This is a genomic window from Aestuariivirga sp. (genome assembly GCF_047602625.1).
In the GTDB taxonomy this organism is placed as follows: Bacteria; Pseudomonadota; Alphaproteobacteria; order Rhizobiales; family Aestuariivirgaceae; genus Aestuariivirga.
The window spans coordinates 773,224-790,960 of record NZ_JASGGV010000002.1; the positions used below are offsets into that span (position 1 = coordinate 773,224).

General features: G+C 60.6%; 18 protein-coding genes. 11 read left to right on the forward strand and 7 right to left on the reverse strand.

What is annotated here, in order from left to right; translation table 11 throughout:
- Nucleotides 1–79: 79 nt before the first annotated feature.
- Both QM694_RS08775 and QM694_RS08780 read right to left on the reverse strand, forming a co-directional pair.
- Complete coding sequence (locus tag QM694_RS08775; protein WP_415006558.1) at nucleotides 80–328, reverse strand: hypothetical protein; 249 nt, start codon at nucleotides 326–328, stop codon at nucleotides 80–82.
- Between the two features lie 35 nt (nucleotides 329–363).
- Nucleotides 364–675, reverse strand: a complete 312-nt coding sequence (locus QM694_RS08780; RefSeq protein WP_415006559.1) for a hypothetical protein — start codon at nucleotides 673–675, stop codon at nucleotides 364–366.
- A gap of 143 nt (nucleotides 676–818) precedes the next feature.
- On the opposite strand from QM694_RS08780, the gene QM694_RS08785 reads away from it, so the two are divergent.
- Both QM694_RS08785 and QM694_RS08790 read left to right on the forward strand, forming a co-directional pair.
- Nucleotides 819–1,541, forward strand: coding sequence for a response regulator (locus QM694_RS08785; RefSeq protein WP_415006560.1), 723 nt, complete (start codon nucleotides 819–821; stop codon nucleotides 1,539–1,541).
- Nucleotides 1,538–2,956, forward strand: coding sequence for an ATP-binding protein (locus QM694_RS08790; RefSeq protein ID WP_415006561.1), 1,419 nt, complete (start codon nucleotides 1,538–1,540; stop codon nucleotides 2,954–2,956). Before QM694_RS08785 ends, QM694_RS08790 begins: the two co-directional genes overlap by 4 nt.
- Here QM694_RS08790 and QM694_RS08795 read toward each other — a convergent pair.
- Nucleotides 2,942–4,033 (reverse strand): sensor histidine kinase, encoded by a 1,092-nt coding sequence (locus tag QM694_RS08795; RefSeq protein WP_415006562.1) that lies wholly within the window; start codon nucleotides 4,031–4,033, stop codon nucleotides 2,942–2,944. The two genes, QM694_RS08790 and QM694_RS08795, sit on opposite strands and share 15 nt — an antisense overlap.
- A gap of 50 nt (nucleotides 4,034–4,083) precedes the next feature.
- Complete coding sequence (chpT, locus tag QM694_RS08800; RefSeq protein ID WP_415006563.1) at nucleotides 4,084–4,722, reverse strand: histidine phosphotransferase ChpT; 639 nt, start codon at nucleotides 4,720–4,722, stop codon at nucleotides 4,084–4,086.
- 76 nt (nucleotides 4,723–4,798) lie between these two features.
- Between chpT and cysQ the strand changes: the two genes are divergently transcribed.
- The 4 genes from cysQ to QM694_RS08820 all read left to right on the forward strand — a co-directional run bounded on the left by cysQ (nucleotide 4,799) and on the right by QM694_RS08820 (nucleotide 7,722).
- On the forward strand, nucleotides 4,799–5,623 hold the full coding sequence (gene cysQ, locus QM694_RS08805) for a 3'(2'),5'-bisphosphate nucleotidase CysQ (RefSeq protein WP_415006564.1): 825 nt from the start codon (nucleotides 4,799–4,801) through the stop codon (nucleotides 5,621–5,623).
- A 129-nt stretch (nucleotides 5,624–5,752) separates the two neighbouring features.
- Nucleotides 5,753–6,352 carry a DUF1134 domain-containing protein gene (locus tag QM694_RS08810; protein WP_415006565.1) on the forward strand — a complete coding sequence of 200 codons (600 nt, stop codon included), beginning with the start codon at nucleotides 5,753–5,755 and terminating at the stop codon, nucleotides 6,350–6,352.
- Between the two features lie 72 nt (nucleotides 6,353–6,424).
- Nucleotides 6,425–6,862, forward strand: a complete 438-nt coding sequence (locus QM694_RS08815; protein ID WP_415006566.1) for a DUF2147 domain-containing protein — start codon at nucleotides 6,425–6,427, stop codon at nucleotides 6,860–6,862.
- A gap of 80 nt (nucleotides 6,863–6,942) precedes the next feature.
- Nucleotides 6,943–7,722 (forward strand): hypothetical protein, encoded by a 780-nt coding sequence (locus tag QM694_RS08820; protein WP_415006567.1) that lies wholly within the window; start codon nucleotides 6,943–6,945, stop codon nucleotides 7,720–7,722.
- A 161-nt stretch (nucleotides 7,723–7,883) separates the two neighbouring features.
- Here the strand turns inward: QM694_RS08820 and QM694_RS08825 are convergent, their stop codons facing one another.
- Complete coding sequence (locus QM694_RS08825; RefSeq protein ID WP_415006568.1) at nucleotides 7,884–8,459, reverse strand: TetR/AcrR family transcriptional regulator; 576 nt, start codon at nucleotides 8,457–8,459, stop codon at nucleotides 7,884–7,886.
- Nucleotides 8,460–8,667: 208 nt separating this feature from the next.
- Here QM694_RS08825 and QM694_RS08830 point away from each other — a divergent pair, with 208 nt between their 5' ends.
- From QM694_RS08830 to QM694_RS08845, 4 genes are all read left to right on the forward strand, one after another.
- On the forward strand, nucleotides 8,668–9,936 hold the full coding sequence (locus tag QM694_RS08830) for an efflux RND transporter periplasmic adaptor subunit (RefSeq protein ID WP_415006569.1): 1,269 nt from the start codon (nucleotides 8,668–8,670) through the stop codon (nucleotides 9,934–9,936).
- A 7-nt stretch (nucleotides 9,937–9,943) separates the two neighbouring features.
- Nucleotides 9,944–13,120, forward strand: a complete 3,177-nt coding sequence (locus QM694_RS08835) for an efflux RND transporter permease subunit (protein WP_415006570.1) — start codon at nucleotides 9,944–9,946, stop codon at nucleotides 13,118–13,120.
- Entirely contained in the window at nucleotides 13,095–14,606 is a 1,512-nt protein-coding gene (locus tag QM694_RS08840) for an efflux transporter outer membrane subunit (RefSeq protein WP_415006571.1), read from the forward strand. Before QM694_RS08835 ends, QM694_RS08840 begins: the two co-directional genes overlap by 26 nt.
- Before the next feature lie 232 nt (nucleotides 14,607–14,838).
- The gene (locus QM694_RS08845; protein ID WP_415006572.1) at nucleotides 14,839–15,012 is read left to right on the forward strand and encodes a hypothetical protein; all 174 of its coding nucleotides are present in this window, start codon (nucleotides 14,839–14,841) and stop codon (nucleotides 15,010–15,012) included.
- Here QM694_RS08845 and QM694_RS08850 read toward each other — a convergent pair.
- Nucleotides 15,007–15,327, reverse strand: a complete 321-nt coding sequence (locus QM694_RS08850; protein WP_415006573.1) for a nuclear transport factor 2 family protein — start codon at nucleotides 15,325–15,327, stop codon at nucleotides 15,007–15,009. The genes QM694_RS08845 and QM694_RS08850 overlap by 6 nt on opposite strands.
- A gap of 103 nt (nucleotides 15,328–15,430) precedes the next feature.
- Nucleotides 15,431–16,642 carry a multidrug effflux MFS transporter gene (locus QM694_RS08855; protein WP_415006574.1) on the reverse strand — a complete coding sequence of 404 codons (1,212 nt, stop codon included), beginning with the start codon at nucleotides 16,640–16,642 and terminating at the stop codon, nucleotides 15,431–15,433.
- 164 nt (nucleotides 16,643–16,806) lie between these two features.
- On the opposite strand from QM694_RS08855, the gene QM694_RS08860 reads away from it, so the two are divergent.
- Nucleotides 16,807–17,403 carry a TetR/AcrR family transcriptional regulator gene (locus QM694_RS08860; protein WP_415006575.1) on the forward strand — a complete coding sequence of 199 codons (597 nt, stop codon included), beginning with the start codon at nucleotides 16,807–16,809 and terminating at the stop codon, nucleotides 17,401–17,403.
- Nucleotides 17,404–17,737: the final 334 nt, after the last annotated feature.

Consider the following 17,737-nt stretch of genomic DNA (forward strand, 5'->3'; position numbering starts at 1 on the left):
CATCCAGAAAAAGGAGAGGGCGGCACCCGGATTTCTCCAGGAACCGCCCCGCTCTCAACGCCCCCTCAGGCGTTTGGCATTAGACCTTCTTGACCGGCTTCTTGGTCGTGGTCTTGTGGGCAACCGGCTTCACCGGGGTGCACACCTTGTGGCTCTTGCCATCCTTGCCCTTTTCCATCTTGCAGGACTGGGCGGTCTTGGTGGGCTTCTTCACAACGTGATGGGTCGTGGTCGCGGGCTTGGCGGGAGTCGTGGCGGCAGAGGCATAGCCAACCATCGGAGCGAGAGCCAGCGAAGCGGCGAGAGCGAGAGCGGAGAGCTTGGTCATGGTCGTTCCTTTCAAGGGTTTGCCGGCGAAGCCGGTCAGGGTTTCGGCAGGTTCGGCTGGGCGCCCATGAGATGCAGGCCCTTCACGTAGTAGCGCAGTCCCTGAGCCGGCTTGCCGGAAGCGCAGAGGCTTCTGGCTTTGCCAAGATCGGCCTGGGCTCTGTCTCCCCCAAGGTCCGGATGGGCCTTGAGAAGGGCAGAGGCCTGGGTTTCCAGGGCCTGACAGCGCTCCACCGGCTTTGTGGGCCGGGGAACCGCCTGCTGCGCCACCGGCGCCGCAACGGCGGTACACACCGTGAGGAGCAGGCAGAGGCCGGATAGGATCACCGGAGCTGCCTTGCGTTTCATGGATCGTCTCCAAATCAACCGTGTACCGTTCTAGCCCCGCCGTTTTTCTGCCGTTTGTCTGGCGCACCCGGTTTCTGTAACAAAGTGTTTCCACCCGCCCCGCCCGTTGACGGACGCAGTTACCGCAGGCAACTCAAGCTCTCATGCACGGCACGCACACACCGATTCTGATCGTCGATGATGACCGCGAAACTTGCGCATTGGTGCGCCAGTATTTCGAGCGTCATGACTTCGCAGTTTCAGTCGCACATGACGGCCAGGGGCTGATGCGCGAACTGGAGCGCGCCAAGCCCGCGCTGGTCATTCTGGATGTGATGCTTCCGGGCAAGAATGGCTTTGATCTCTGCCGCGACATCCGCGCTGCCTCCGATGTGCCCGTCATCATGCTCACGGCCGTCAATGATCTGACGGATCGCGTGGTGGGCCTGGAAATCGGCGCTGACGATTATGTGCCCAAACCGTTTGAGCCGCGCGAACTTCTGGCGCGTGCGCGCGCCGTGATCCGCCGCAAGTCCGGGGCCATGGCCGCCAGGCCGGATGAAGAGTTGCGCGGCTTCACCTTCGATGGCTTTTCGATCAGCCTCGCCACGCGTGAGGTCAAGGCGCCCGATGGCGTGGTCGTTCCCCTGACAGCCGCGGAATTCGATTTGCTCGCAGCCTTCGTGCAAAATCCACGCCGCACGCTCACCCGCGACCAGCTTCTGGAACTCACAACCGGCCGCGAGGTTCTGGCCTTCGACCGCAGCATCGATATTCTGGTAAGCCGCTTGCGAAAAAAGCTGGAGCGCAACGCAACCGCTCCTTCCCCCATCCAGACCATTCGCGGCACCGGCTATTTCTTTTCAGCCTCGGTTCAAAAGGCATGATGCGCTTCTGGCCCCGTTCGCTGCCAAGCTGGATTCTGATTCTGCTGGTGCTGACGCTTGCAGCAACGCAGGCTTTGACCTTGATCACCGTGTCGCGCGAAATCACCCGCACCAACCGTATGCAGGATCTTTTCCGCCTCGGCGAGCGCATGATGGTGATTGCACGCGAAATCGCCGACACGCCAACTGCCCAGCGCAACGCGTTTCTTGAGAACATCGACGGCGTCGGCCTGCGGGCCAACATCAGCCGCGAACCGGCTGTGAGCGCGGTGGTGGCGCCCGACGACGAATTGGCCGAACTCGAAGATCTTCTGATGGCGCGCCTGTCGAAGGAAGGAATTCTCGATCTGAGGCTTGACGAACTGAGCCCCGGCACCTTGCCGCCCGAAGCCCGCACGGCTCCGGCATCAGGCGATGGCGTGGTGGAACAGGAACTCTCGGAAGTGAATTCAAAATTCGCAGCATCAAGCCGCCATCTCGTGTCGATGCAATTGGCGGACGGTGCGTGGCTCAATGTCTCGGTGCCGACAACGCCCGAACCTTCGATCATCAATGTCAGCAGCCTTCCCTTATTTCTGGGGCTTTTGGCCGCCATCATCGCCCTGTGCATCTGGGGAGTCCTGGCGCTGGTGGCGCCCTACCGTCAGATGGAACGCGCGGCGGCCAAAATCGGCGATGACCTGAACGCGCCGCCGATTTCCGAGAAGGGCAGCAGCGAAGCGCGCGCCGCCATCCGTGCCATAAACGCCATGCAGGAGCGCCTGCAGGATTACGTGGCCGACCGCGAACATCTGGCCGCGGCATTGGCGCACGATCTGCGAACGCCCCTCACCCGCCTGAAACTGCGCTGTGAGTTGATGAAGGATGGCCGCCAGAAGAATCAGCTGCAGGCGGACGTGCAGGATTTGGAAAACATCATCGCCTCCGTCATCGACTTCGCCAGCATGACACACGAAGCGGAAGCGATGTCGAAAGTCGACGTAATCTCCCTGTTGCAAACCGTATGTTCCAACTATCGCAAGGCGAAGGTGGCGCCGGAAACCGAGGCACTCGGCCGTCGCGTCGTGGTGGCGCAGCCTGTGGCGTTGGGGCGCTGCATCACAAATCTGGTCGGCAACGCCGTTCGTTACGGTGGCTCAGCCGTTGGGTCCGTGCATGACAAGGGCCCCATGATCGACATCTGGATCGAAGACCAGGGACCCGGCATTCCGGAGAGCGAACTCACCAATGTGCTGAAACCGTTTAACCGCCTTGATGCGTCGCGGAATCAGGCTTTCGGTGGCACGGGGCTTGGCCTCACGATTGCGGAAACGATTGCCCGCGCGCACAAGGGAAGTCTCAGGCTGGAAAATCGGGCCGGAGGCGGCATCCGCGCCATCCTTTCGATTCCGGCAGAGCCGTCAGGCAGCCTGTAAAACGGCGCGGGAGAGCGGAAACCACGCCGTGAATGTTGCCCCCTTGTTGGGAGCCGACTCGATATCGAGTCCGCCGCCATGCAGCGCGAGAATTTTCTCCGTAGACGGAATACCAAGCCCGGTCGCGAATTCCTTGGTGGTGAACAATGGCTCCCTGACCTTCACCATCACTTCGGCGCTGATACCCGGCCCATTGTCGGCAATGGAAATTTCGACCCCGCGCGCCGCGAGGCTGGTCGTGACACGGATACAGGGATCATCGCGCACCGGCGCATGCAATCCCCACAGCGCATCCGCGGCATTGCTCAACAGATTGTGGATTACCCGCCGCATCCGCGCGCGGTCAAATCCCGTCACCAGGCCATCAAGGCCAAGCTCGCATTCGATGCAGATCTGTTCCGGAAGGCTCTTGGCTTCCTCTTCGATGACCCCGGCGAGCCAACCGTCGACATCGCCAGGCGCCAGATCCGGCTCTTTTTCGTAGGCAAAATCCAGCAGTTTCGTGATGATCAGGTCGCAGCGGGTAATGCCGCCATCGATCCGGTTGAGATAGGAGTCGAGATCGAGGGATGTGGATTTGAACTTGCGCCGCATGGCGAACAGCGTTGTGCGCACGCCAGCCATGGGATTGCGCAGCTCGTGTCCGACGGTGGTGATCAGCGCGCCCAGCTGCGCCATCTTGCCTTTGCGCAGAATATCCTCTTGCGCCTCGCCAAGCTGGCGCATCTTTCCGGCCAGTTCGATGTTGAGCCGCGTCACGTCATCATTGAGATCACGAAAAAGAATGGCCATCTCATTGGCTTCGGATTCGGCGCGAATGGCATCGTCGCGCGCCTTCAGAAGCGCAAGTTTGGCCAATTCTGCGCGTTGCACGCCGCGGGCGATGAAGAACCACGCCAGTCCCGCAGCAAGAGCAAGCGCCAGCACACAGCCGCCAAAACCCATCTGCAGGGTAAGTGCAGGCAAAGCGGAGAGTTTTTGGACAACACTCGCCAGTCCATGCTGTGCGGCAAGCAAAGCCGCCGCGGCGGTTGCCGCGATTGCTCCATAGCCCAATGCCAGCACGCGGCGAGTCATGATGTTTTGCCGTCCAATCGGCGGCAGTCCATCATGGCAGGGTTAATTTTCTATGAGAGCGAAGGCTCGGCTTTTACCAGAACGTCGGCCCCATCCATATCCATGGAAAGCTTGAGACCCGCCGATTGCGCCAGCAGGCGGGCATAGTAGGGCTGGACAAGACGCGCATCGAGCGTTGCCAGATCAGCCGTGCCGGTTACCACCTGCGAGATCGCCTCCGGCACCTTGGCACGATCGCCCTGGGCGCGGGCTGTAAATGTGCCTCCATCCAGGGCCATCGTCACGGTGCCGCCGCGCGGCACGCCCGCCATCGCCATCAGCAGCATGTTGAGAGCGAGTTTCACTTCCTGCTTGGGGCGGTTCTCGCGCGGCATCTGCCAGTCGAGTTTCACCTTTTCCGAAGCGACGAAACCTTTCGCCATTTCACCCGCCTCGCCCATGTCGATGATGGCGCCAGCCGATCCCGCCGCGCCAAAGGCGATGCGGCAGAACTTGAGTTTTGCCGCCGCCGTGCGGGCGGAGGTGCGCACCATGTCCAGCGCCGTAGCCCGCGTTTCGGCATCCACCTCCGGGTCGTCATAAAGCTCCAGGCCATTGGCAATCGCGCCCACCGGCGAAATGATGTCGTGGCACACGCGGCTGCACAGCAGCGCGGCAAGGTCAAGATCGGAAAGGCGGGGCTCGCTCATGGCAACTCCGGCAAGTGATTCGGAACTTTCCTTCTAGCATCTGACGCCATGATTTTCCGCATTGACGGAAGCAGGCATGCCGCCCATAGAGCGCCTGATTTTCACCAACCGGGTAGTGCCGATGACCCCCTCGCCTTCCGCTGCCATGAGCGGCCTGATCCGCCTTTCAATCTCCGCCGGCCGTGAAATCATGGCAATCTATGCCGGCGATTTTTCGGCCAAGGCCAAGAGCGATCTAACGCCCGTCACGGAAGCCGACGAAGCGGCTGAAAAGGTCATCCTGGCCGGGCTTGCCAAAATGGATCCCGCCACCCCGGTGATTTCCGAGGAGGCCGCCTCCGCAGGCCGTATTCCGGAGGTGGCGGAAAGGTTCTTCCTCGTCGATCCGCTTGATGGCACCAAGGAATTCATTTCCCGGAATGGCGAGTTCACCGTGAACATCGCGCGGGTGGAAAACGGCGTGCCGGTCGCGGGCGTGGTGTTCGCGCCTGCCCTTGGCCGCCTGTTCTGGGGCGAATGCGGCACAGGCGCGGCCGAGGGCCGGGTAGACAATGACCAGCCCGGCAAATGGCAGGCCATGCATGTCAGGCCCTGCCCATCCGATGGCGCGACTGTTGTCGCCAGCCGGTCGCATCGCGATGCCGCAACCGATGATTTCCTGAAGAAGGTTCAGGTCAAATCGCTGTGTTCGGCAGGCTCATCGCTCAAATTCTGCCTGATCGCGGCGGGTGAGGCAGACCTTTATCCCCGTTTCGGTCGCACCATGGAGTGGGACACGGCAGCAGGCCACGCTGTGCTTCTTGCAGCGGGCGGCAAGGTGCTCACCACCGAGGGCGACCCGTTGGCCTATGGCAAGCGCGCCAGGGGCTATGACAATCCGGGCTTCATCGCCAGCGCCTGAGCGGCTTTGAGAAACCATTAACCATCCCGTAAGCCCCCTTTGTTAGGGTTCTGGCAGGACGGAGGGCTGCCTTGGGGCCGCCACAGGCTTGCGCCATTTATTGGCCCAGGCCCATGAACTGACGAGGTGATGTCAATGATGAAGAAGCTTCTCGCCGCAGCATCGCTGGGTCTCGCGCTGGCGCTTGCACTGCCCGCCGCCGCCCAGCAGACGGGCTCCATTTCCAGTTCGACAAAGCCAAAACATTCGACATACACGACAGAAGAAATCATGACCGCCGGCCATCAATTCTTCGGCAAGACCACGCGCGGGCTGGCAGAGGCGGTGGAGTATGTTTTCCAAAGTCAGGGAGAGCCAACTGCCTATATTATAGGTGAGGAAGGCTCAGGCGCTTTCGTCGGCGGCCTGCGCTATGGCGAAGGCACGATCTATTACAAGAACGGCGAAAAGCAGCATATCTTCTGGCAGGGCCCTTCGGTTGGCTTTGACTTCGGCGGTAACGGCTCGCGCTCCATGGTGCTGGTCTATAATTCGGAATCGCCCAGCGATCTCTATGCCCGCTTCGGCGGCGTTGAAGGATCGGCCTATTTCATTGGCGGCCTTGGCGTGAATTTCCAGAAGCGCGGCGATATCGTGCTGGCCCCCATCCGCACTGGCGTTGGCGCACGGCTCGGCGCCAATGTTGGCTACCTCAAATATTCCGGCCGTTCCACATGGAACCCATTCTGATCTGAAGCCTTGATATGGCCTGAATGTCGCTGCAAGACGCGGGACAAACGCTGTCTGCTGAAAGGAAGGCCCATGATCAGAATGTCCATTACCGCCATCGCAATGTCAGTGGTTGTGGCAGGTTCTGCGCTTTCCCCCGCCCTCGCTTCTGACGCAGCAGGATTGTGGCGCATGCAGAATGGCAAGGTTACCGTGCGGGTGACCGATTGCGGCGGCACCATTTGCGGGAGCATCGCCGGCCTCAAGGAGCCGATCAGCAAGATCGACGGCAAGCCCAAGGTGGATCGCGAGAACCCGGACCCGTCAAAGCGTGCCCGTCCTCTCATGGGCCTTCCCGTTTTGGGCGGCATGAAACCCACGGGTGATGGCCAGTGGAAAGGCACGATCTATAACCCCGATGACGGAAACACCTACAACGCCACCGTAACGATGGACGGCAATGTGATGAAGGTGAAGGGCTGCGTTGCGGGGTTCCTTTGCAAAACCAATGTTTTCGCGAAAATAAACTAGCGCGGGCGGCCAAACCTATGGCTGCCCTTTTGCAAGGCCGGGCAAGATTGCGTTAAGATCGGCGCATCTCCGGAGGTTTCATGTCTCAAACCGAAACGCTGCTTCTCGTCGTTCTCGGCTTTTCCCTTGCAGCCCTGATCGCGCTGTTCGCGGGCCGTTATCTTTGGAAATGGGCTGTGCGTATCGGCGCTCGCCGGATGCAGCGGCAGGCCCCCACAACGATGGCCGAACTCCATACCGAGCGTGACAGGTTACGGGCCGAATATGCGCTGATTTCGCAAAAACTCGGTGCGCGCCTCGAAAGCGTCAAGGGTCACATGGCGGAGCAGATGGCCGAAGTGTCCCGCACCCGCAATCGCATCGAAGCAATGACGGTGGAATTGAACGCGAGGGATGCAGCGCTCGCGGCGCTCCAGTCCGAGAAAGACGCGTTGGTCGAAAAAACGGCATCAGCCGAGGCGGAGGTCACCAGCCTTCGGAAAGAGACCTCGGAACAGGCCTCGCTGATCACCAGGCTCGAGCAGCGCCTCCGCGAAGCGTCTGGCCCAATCGAAATCGGCGATGCGCCATTCGCGTCCCCGCCCCGCCTGCTCGACGTGATCCCGTCCCGGCTCGAATCTTACGAACAGCCCGCACCTGCTCCCTCGGAAGAAATCCCGCCTGATCCGCTTGATCCGCTCGCTGCGGCAGAGCGTGAAACCGAAGACATTCAGCGCGAACTCGCAAGACTCGATGCTGCATGGAACGAGAAATTGTCGGAGCTGTCCGCTAGCGGCTCTCCCGCAAAGCCGGGCACGGCCAATGTTGTCTCGCTCGCCAAACGCATCAAGAAACTCAAGCCTCACATTGCCAAGACGTAAACCGCGGACATTGCCGAGACTGCTACAACTCAGTATAAATTACTGACATCGTTTAATTTTAGCGCGCCATAGGGGATAAAGATGAGAACTTCCATGTGATTGAAGTTCTGACATGAAAACGGACCGCGCAACGCGGTCTGAACCCCATCTGCTTCCTGCGGTCAGCGCGGCAGAAGGCCCGACACGAACATCCGCAGGCAGCTCAGCTGATAGCGGATGCGCTCCTGCCGGTCCGGCCATTTCGGCGGCTCATGAGGTTTCATGACCACTGCGCCGAACATCAGGTCCATCAGCGCCTTGGCGCAGTCGGCGGTGTCGCAGGCGGTGATCTCGCCAGCCGCTATTCTCCCTTCCAGCCACTGCGCAAGGTCATGGCGATCCCGTTCGACGCCATGCTGCACCAGAATATCGTGGAGTTCGGGCAGTTCGCGCGCTTCCACCACCACCAGACGGATCAGTGCAAGCCGCTTGCGGTCATCCTCGTCGCTGATCCCGACATAAAAGATGCGCGCCAACGCCTCTTCCAGCGGCATGCCCTTATAGTTTCCTGGCAGCGCCAGCATGCTGTGGCGATGATCCTCGACGATGGCGGCAAAAACATCGGCTTTACGATCAAACAATCGATAGAGCGTACTTTTTGACATGCGGCAGTACGCAGCAAGATCGTCCATCGTCGTGCGGGCATAACCCCGCTCAAGAAAGAGCGCACGGGCTTGCCGGACAATGAAGGCGGCCAATTCCTTGTCCGGAACCCGCTTTGGCCGGCCTGGCCCCCGGCGGTCCGTCGCAACTACTTCCGTATATTCCCCAGACATTTTGCGCGTGAAGGATTTGCCGATTGACAGAGATTGGCCGGGATGAATATACGAACTCAACAGTACTGTAAATATTCCCCATCGTGAGATTTTGCCGCAATGGCTCGCCCGATGGAATCACAGGAAGCCTATGATGCGTGTTCCGTCCTCCGGCTCAAAGATATTCGCGGCGGTTATCCTCAGTTGCCTGCTGATGTCCTGTAACGAGCAGCAGCAGACGCCCGCTGCGGGACCAGCGCAGAAGCCGCAGGTGAGCGTGATGACACTGCATCCTCAATCCGTGGCGATCACCGCCGAATTGCCGGGCCGGACCGTTGCTTCGCTTGTTGCGGAAGTGAGGCCGCAGGTGGGCGGCATTATCCAGAAGCGGTTGTTCCGCGAGGGCAGCGAAGTGAATGCGGGAGACAGCCTCTATCAGATCGATCCCGCCACCTATCGTGCCGCCTATGACAGCGCCGCCGCCGACTTGCAGAAGGCGCAGGCAGTCCTGCCTTCGGCCCAGGCCAAGGTCGACCGCTATCAGGACCTCATCAAGCAGAATGCCGTGAGCAAGCAGGATCTCGATGATGCGCTGGCTTCGCTGGCGCAGGCGAAAGCCGACGTAGCTTCGGCCCAGGCCGCGCTTGAAAGCGCCAGGATCAATCTCGATTTCACGATGATCCGCGCGCCGATCGCCGGGCGGGTGGACAAGTCCACCCTGACGGAGGGCGCACTGGTCACCGCCAATCAGGATACGGCCCTCACCACCATCCGCACGCTCGACCCCATCAATGTGGACGTCACGCAGTCAAGCACCAACCTTCTCAATTTCAGGCAGGCGGTGGCGGATGGGCGCATCCGCATTTCCGGCGGCAATATCAGCGTCAAGCTGAAACTGGAAAATGGCGCGCTCTATACCCAGAACGGCAAACTTGAATTTGCGGATTCAGCGGTGAGCGAAACCACCGGTACCTTTTCGGTTCGGGCGGAGTTTCCCAACCCTGAAAGGCTTCTGCTGCCCGGAATGTATGTGCGCGCATTGGTGGAAGAAGGTGTGGCGCCCAACAGTTTCCTCGTGCCGCAGCGGGCGGTGACGCGCAACGCCAAGGGCGAGCCGGTGGCGCTGTTCGTTGACAAGGACAACAAGATTGAGCAGCGAACGCTCACCGTGGGGCAAAGCGTCGGCAACAACTGGCTGGTGAGCGCAGGCGTTGCCGATGGGGACCGCGTGGTCATCGAAGGCTCGCAGTTCGTGCGCGCAGGCCAAGAGGTTGAAGCTGTCGAAGCAACGATCGACGACACGACCGGCGAGGTGAAAGAGCGGAAACAGGGTTTCCTGCTGCCAGAAAAGCGGCAGCGTGATTTCGCCGCGCTCGGCTTGCCTTCAAACATTCCGGCCGCCACTGGCGGGCATGGCTGAGGGCGGAATGTCGCGGTTCTTCATAAACCGGCCAAACTTCGCATGGGTCATCGCCATCGTCACCATGCTGGGAGGACTTCTGGCGCTCAATCAGCTGTCGATCTCGCAATATCCACAGATCGCCCCCACCACCATCCGGATCAGCGCCACCTATCCGGGTGCCGACGCCGACACGGTTGAGAATTCTGTGACGAAGATCATCGAGCAGGGTCTGACGGGGATCGACAATCTCGACTACATGACGGCCACGTCCACCTCGACAGGCGCCGCCTCCATCAGCATCACCTTCACCAGCGCCGCCGATCCCGATGTGGCGCAGATGCAGGTGCAGAACAAACTGCAACTCGTCACCTCGCAATTGCCGCAGATCGTGCAGTCAACCGGCATCACCGTCAACAAATCATCGGACAGTTTCCTGATGGTGATCGGCTTCGTGTCGAGCGACGGCAAGCTGAGCGCCACCGACCTCGCAGACTATATCGACAGTTCGCTCAATGACACCATCAAGCGCGTCGATGGCGTCGGCGGCACGCAACTCTTCGGCTCGAGCTACGCCATGCGCATCTGGCTCGATCCCGACAAGCTGGCGAAATATGCGCTGATGCCCAGCGACGTCTCGACGGCCATCGAGGCGCAAAATACGCAGGTCTCCGCCGGCCAGCTTGGCGCGCTTCCCGCTCGGCCCGGCCAGCAGCTGAATGCCACCGTCACGGCGCGAAGCCGGCTGCAAACGGCCGAGCAGTTCCGCAACATCATCCTAAAAAGCACAACCGATGGATCGCTCGTGCGCATCAACGACGTGGCGCGCGTTGAACTCGGCTCGGAAAGCTACACCAACAGTTCGACCTACAACGGCAAGCCCGCAGCGGGCCTGGCCATCAATCTGGCGACGGGCGCCAACGCCATCAATACGGCGGAAGCCGTGCAGAAGGCCATTGCAGGCCTGTCGGGCACATTTCCGGAAGGCGTCGAGGTGGTCTATCCCTATGACACCACGCCCTTCGTCAAGCTCTCGATCGAGGATGTGGTGAAAACGCTGGGCGAGGCCATCGTCCTTGTGTTCATCGTGATGCTGGTGTTCCTGCAGAACATCCGCGCCACGTTCATTCCAACCCTTGCCGTTCCCGTCGTGCTGCTGGGCACTTTCGGCGTGCTCGCCGTCTTCGGCTATTCGGTCAACACCCTCACCATGTTCGCCATGGTGCTGGCCATCGGCCTTCTTGTCGACGACGCCATCGTGGTGGTGGAAAACGTCGAACGCGTGATGCAGGAGGAAGGCCTTCCTCCCAAGGAGGCCACCCTCAAGTCCATGTCGGAAATCACCGGCGCGCTGGTGGGCATCGCCACGGTGCTTTCTGCGGTTTTCATTCCCATGGCCTTTTTCGGCGGGTCCGTGGGCGTGATCTACCGGCAGTTCTCGGTCACCATTGTGTCCGCCATGATACTGTCCGTGATGGTCGCACTGATCCTCACGCCGGCTCTGTGCGCCACCATTCTCCGCGCGCCGAAAAATCACGGCGCATCGCGCGGCCTGTCCGGCTGGTTTAACCGCGGCTTCGACCGGACCGCGTCCGCCTATCGCAATGGCACGCAGGGCATTCTGCGCCGGAGCATGCGGTTCCTGGTAATATTTGCACTTATTGCTGTCGCGGTGGGGTGGATGTTCTATCGGCTGCCCAGTTCCTTCCTGCCGCAGGAGGATCAGGGCATTCTTCTCACCAGCGTGCAGCTTCCGGTGGGCGCCACGCAGGACAGGACGCTCAGGGTTCTGAAGCAGGTCACCGATCATTATCTGAATGACGAGAAGGACGCAGTTGAAGGCGTGATGGCGGTCGCGGGCTTCGGCTTCGGCGGACAAGGCCAGAACGTCGGCCTCGCCTTCGTGCGACTGAAGGATTTTTCGCTGCGGAAGGACGAAAACCTTTCGGCCAGTGCGGTGGCGCGCCGGGCCATGGGCGCCTTTAGCAAGATCAGTGACGGACAGGTGTTTGCCCTGGCCCCGCCCGCCATTCAGGGCATGGGAAGTTCGAGCGGCTTTGACTTCTATCTTCAGGATGTAAATGGCGCGGGCCATGCGAAGCTGATCGAGACGCGCAACAAGCTTCTGGCGCTCGCCGCGCAGAGTAAGCAACTGGCCAACACGCGCCCCAACGGCCAGGAGGACACGCCGCAATTCACCATCGATATCGATGAAGAAAAGGCAAGCGCCCTGGGCGTCGGGCTTGGCGATATCAACACCACGCTCTCGACGGCGTGGGGAAGCGACTACGTCAACGATTTCATCGACCGCGGCCGCGTCAAGCCGGTCTATCTGCAGTCCGATGCACAGTTCCGCATGCAGCCCGAAGATTTGTGGAAGTGGCAGGTGCGCAATGCCTCCGGCACGATGGTGCCGTTCTCGTCCTTCGCATCCAACCGCTGGACCTTCGGCTCACCGCGCCTTGAACGCTATAACGGGTCGTCGGCTGTCGAAATTCAGGGCGAAGCGGCTTCAGGCGTCAGTTCCGGCACCGCCATGGATGAAATCGACAAGCTCATGGCGCAGCTGCCGCAGGGCTACGCGCATGAATGGACGGGGCTCTCCTATCAGGAAAAGCTTTCCGGCAATCAGGCAGCCTCGCTCTATGCCATCTCGGTGCTGGTAGTGTTCCTGTGCCTGGTGGCACTCTATGAGAGCTGGTCCATTCCGCTGGCCGTCATGCTGTCGGTGCCGATCGGTGTGTTCGGCGCGCTGCTGGCGGCGCTTCTGTTCGGCCAGTCCAACGACGTCTATTTCAAGGTGGGATTGCTGACCACCATCGGCCTCGCCGCGAAGAACGCCATTCTGATTGTCGAGTTTGCGCTGGAACGGCAGGAACGCGGCATGGGGCTCATCGAAGCCACGCTGGAAGCGGCCAAGCAGCGCCTGCGGCCGATCCTGATGACGTCCTTTGCTTTCATCCTCGGCGTAACGCCGCTCGCCATCGCCAGCGGCGCGGGCTCCGGCGCCCAGAATGCTATTGGCGTAGGCGTGATGGGCGGCATGATCGCGGCGACCATGTTGGGCATCTTCTTCGTGCCGCTGCTGTTCGTGACAGTGAGAAAAATATTCAAGGGGAAAAGCCGGGTGGCAGCGCCGCCCGGGGCGGAGCATCCCGCTTCGCCACAGGAGGGGTCAGATGGCGCAGCACATACGGCACAGTAAACCTTCAGGGCCAATCGCGTCCTTCGTGACCCTTCTCCTTGCATCGGGCGTGCTGACGGGCTGCGCTGTCGGGCCGGATTATGAGAAGCCATTTGCCGCAGTGCCATCCACGTGGAGCAGCGCCGGAAAGCAAAATCCCGCGCAGCAGCCGCAGCTGGCGCAGTGGTGGCGAAGGCTCAATGATCCGCTACTGAACGATCTGATCGAAGAGGCCGTGGCGGGAAACCTCGATGTTGCCGCGGCCAAGGCCAAGATCCGCGAGGCCCGCGCCAGCTACAAGCAGGCCGGCGGCGCGCTTCTTCCCTCGGTCAGCGGATCGGGAACGGGCGCGCGCGTCAGGACCGGCGCGACCAATGGCAGCGACGCAAATACCAATTCACAGTTTCAGTCGGGCCTCGACGCAAGCTGGGAGCTTGATCTCTTCGGCGCCAACCGCCGCTCCGTTGAAGCGGCGCGCTATGGGGTGAAGGCGGCCGATCAGGAACTGCGCTCGACCCTCCTGACGCTGGTGGGCGATGTCGCGGCCAATTATGTCGAGCTGCGGGGCTATCAGGCGCAACTTGCATTGGCCCGGCGCACCGCCTCTTCCCAGCGCGAGACGGCGGCCCTGACAAACAACAAGTTCAAGGCCGGCGCTTCTTCCGCCGTCGACGTCGCGAACGCGTCGGGCCAGGCCGCCAGCACCGAAGCCGATATTCCACAGCTCGAAGCCGAACGCGCCGCAGCCGTTCACCGCCTTTCCATCCTGCTGGGCCGTGCGCCTGGCGATCTTGCCGCAAGGCTGGACCGGCCAGCGCCCATTCCCCGTCCCGGCTGGCCGGTGGCCGTGGGCGTTCCCGCCAATATCCTCCTGTCGCGCCCCGATGTGCGCGTCGCCGAATGGGACTATGCGCAGTCCACCGCGCGCATCGGCCAGGCGGAAGCGGCGCGCTATCCCAGCATCAGCCTAACGGGGGATATATACACCTCTGGCACCAGGCTCGGCGATCTTGGCAAATCATCCACCATCAGCTGGTCTTTTGGCCCTTCCCTGACGATCCCGATTTTCAACGGCGGTCAGCTCAAGGCGGCCGTCGAGGTGGCGCAGGCCGAGCGTGACCAGTACTTCATTGCCTACAGGTCCGCGGTGCTGACGGCGCTTGAAGATGTGGAGAATGCCATCGTCTCGCTGTCGCAGGAACGCATCCGCGCGGCAAAGCTCGCGCAGTCCGCAAAGCACTATCGCGATGCCGCATCGCTGGCCCAGTCCCTCTACCGCACGGGAACGCAAAGCTTCCTCGACCTGCTCGAGGCGCAGCGCTCCCTCTATACGGCCGAAGAAGCGCTCATCCAGAGCCAGGTATCGATCGCAACGGATTACATCGCCCTCAACAAGGCGCTCGGCGGCGGCTGGAGCGGAGAGGTCGACTCCTCGCAGCCGGTGATCGTCGACACCAATATGGGCCCGCACGCACTTCCGCCCGCCGCGCGGTATCAGCCGCTATAGGGCCGGCAAATCGCGCGGAACGATTATGTGCGCTTCGCCCGGCAAGTTTTCCATGCATTGCGAGACTGTTCGGCCTGGGGCGCCGCTGCAAACGCCAAAAAGGACGCCATCATTCCGCCCGAGCCACTCCTGGTCTGTGGCAGCAATCTGTCCGTGATGCCTGCCGGCTTCATAACCGTTTATTGGACACAGTTCATGGCATCGGAAAATGACGTGCCGTAAGGAGGCTGTGGTGGATTCACCACCAGCACTGGCTTTTGACGATGGTTCTTTACTCGGCTGGCGTTATGTTCTCCGGTCCCCAGAACGCCCGCATCTCCTTGATCTTGCCGTCCTCGTCGAAGCGGAGCGTGTCGATGACATGGTTGACAATGTCTTTGCCGTTTTCCGCCAGCTTCACCTATAGCGGAAAGGCGACGTAGTCGCCGCTGCTGCGGATATCTCCATCGAGTCCGATCTTCACGCCAACCTTGAAGGAGGACGCGTAAAACTCCTCCAATGCCTGCCTCCCCTTTCGAGGCTGGCTCCCGGCGGGATCCTCGATGCTGCCATCTGTGGCGAAGAGGGAAATCATGCCTTCGGCATCACCCCTATTGAAGGATTCGACATAGGTCTTGACGGTTGCCGTCTTCTCGGCTGTCGTGGGCTTTGTTTGTCCTTCCGCTTGAGACTCGCTGGTGGCCAGTGCGAATGGCAAAGCGGCGAGTGCAGTTATGATCATGCGTCTCGTTTCATTGAAGGGATGTTTCAAAATTCCATGCCTTTCCTGATTTTATCATAGATTTTCCGGTATGCGAAAACGTCGAACCGTCGTTGGGTGTATCTCAATGGCCTTGAAGGGCCGCTCGCGATTGCTCGTTGATGCGTGGAAACGTCAGATGGCTGGTCATGGCGGCGGCAACCGCGCAGATCGCCGTGATCGTGATCATCGGAGTCGCGGTTCCGTTCTCGAAAGCGCCGAGCAAAAAGCTGGTCAACGCTCCCGCGCCGAAACCCAGCGCTCCCATCAGCGCGGCCGCTACGCCCGAGATGGCGCCGTGACCTTCGACGCTAAGCACGCTGCAGGTCGGCATGATGCCGCCGAGCGACGAAACCATCAGGAACAGCAGCACCGATGTCGGAATAACCCCGCCGGCGCCCGCGATCTGGATGACGAGCAGGAGCAGAGCGGCGGCTGCGTACACTGCAGTGGAGACACGGGCGACCGCCCGCAGACCGTGGTGAGGCACCTGGCGCGTAGCGATCTGCGAGCCTATCCCCAGTCCGATCGCATTCAGGCTGAAGACGAGCGAGTAGGCAAGCGGCGAAAGACCATAGAGATCGATGAAGATGAACGACGATCCCGCGATATAGGCAAAGAAACCGCCTTGGGCGAGAGCGAGGGTGCCGGCATAGGGAATGAAGTCGGCGCGCAGCAGCAGATGTCTGTACCATTTGAACGCTTCGCGCGGCCTGCTGATCTCGCGCAGCTCCCGCATCCGCGTTTCCGGGAGAAGTATCCATGTCACTGCTGCAGCCCCAAGACCGAGGATCGCGAGAGCCCCGAAAATCAAGCGCCAAGACCCGGCTCCGAGCAGGATGCTTCCAATGAGCGGGGCGATGATTGGAGCGGCACCATTGACAAGCACGACAATCGACATCAGCGCCGTTGCCTGCATGCCTGTGTAGAGATCCCGGATCACGGCGGTGGCCATCACCATGCCGATCGAGCCGCCAATGCCCTGCAGCAGCCGCCATGCCAGCAATTGCCAGGCATCGCCAGCGAAGGCGCAGCCGATCGAGGCGGCGGTGAAAATCATCAGCGCCAGATAGATCATCGGCTTGCGCCCCACCCGGTCCGAAATCGGACCGTAGAACAACTGGCCAATCGTGAAGCCCAGGAAGAACGCCATGACGCTGAGTTGCACTGCCGCGGCTGAACCGTTCAGCGAAGCGGCGATGCCGGGCATCGCACCGAGATACATGTCCGTCGCCATGGGGCCGACGCCGCACAGTATGCCGAGCGCAATACCCATCCGGGTCGAGCCTTTTTCCATGGGGTATTTCCTTCGTCAGCTGACAGGCATAAGAAACGAATACGTTTCCTAAAAAGGAAAGGAAACGTATTCGTTTCCATTTGTCAATGGGAAAGTGGCGAAAAATGCCGAAAAGCACTCCCTCACCCCCCGGCCGCCCTCCGGTTTTGGAAAAAGCCGCGCGCATGGATCTGATCCTGAAGGCTGCGGAGAATGTTTTCGCATCAATGGGCTACGGCGATGCGACCATGGAGGAGGTCGCCCGGGCCTGCGGCATGGCCAAGAAGTCAGTCTACCGGCTCTTTCCCGACAAATCGGCGCTGTTCCGCGCCTTGATCCAAAGTTACGACTCAGTCGAGGGTTGGCTGGAGCACGCCGACAACACGGCAGGTTCACATGAAAAATTGCGAAGCCTTCTGTTCGGCCTCGCCTCGTTCATTCTGTCGCGCCGGCAAGTCACTCTGACACGCCTTGTGATATCGGAAGCGCGAAAATCACCTGAACTTGCCGATCTCTTTTATCGCGAGTGCATCGACCGGGCACAGACGCTGGTGGCCGAGCGGCTGCAGTCGGTGGATCTGTTTCCGCTACATGCCCAAGAGGACGCCCGGAAACTGATCGTCGACATATTTCTTGGCGCTACCCTCGGACAATTGCATCTTCAGGCGCTCATTCTCGACACCGATCCGGAAACGCTTATGCAGCAGCTCAGAATCCGCGCCGATGCCGCCTTGGCCGTTCTCCTTTCGCTACGGGCGGCGGCACTCCAGCCAGCCAGCTAGCGATTGATGCGCGCCAAGCTTTGCCCGCCTTGCCGGATTTTACTTGCATATAGTTGGTTCGGCTGACTAGGTCAAAATGACCACCGCCCATTTTCTATGGCGTTGAATCAAGCAAAACGTGGTGCCTTTTCAACGCCCACAAAGTGGCGCTCCCTGCGGAATCCATTGGGAATAAATTTCTCTCTTAACATACTGATATAACTATATAATTTTCTAGGTGTGGCAATTTTTCTGGGTGGCGGCTCATCAGGAATCTCCCACGTGACAGTGTGGCGAGACAACCCATCACTCCGAAGTGGAGTCGAGCGCGACGAAAATTTGGTTTGCAAATAGG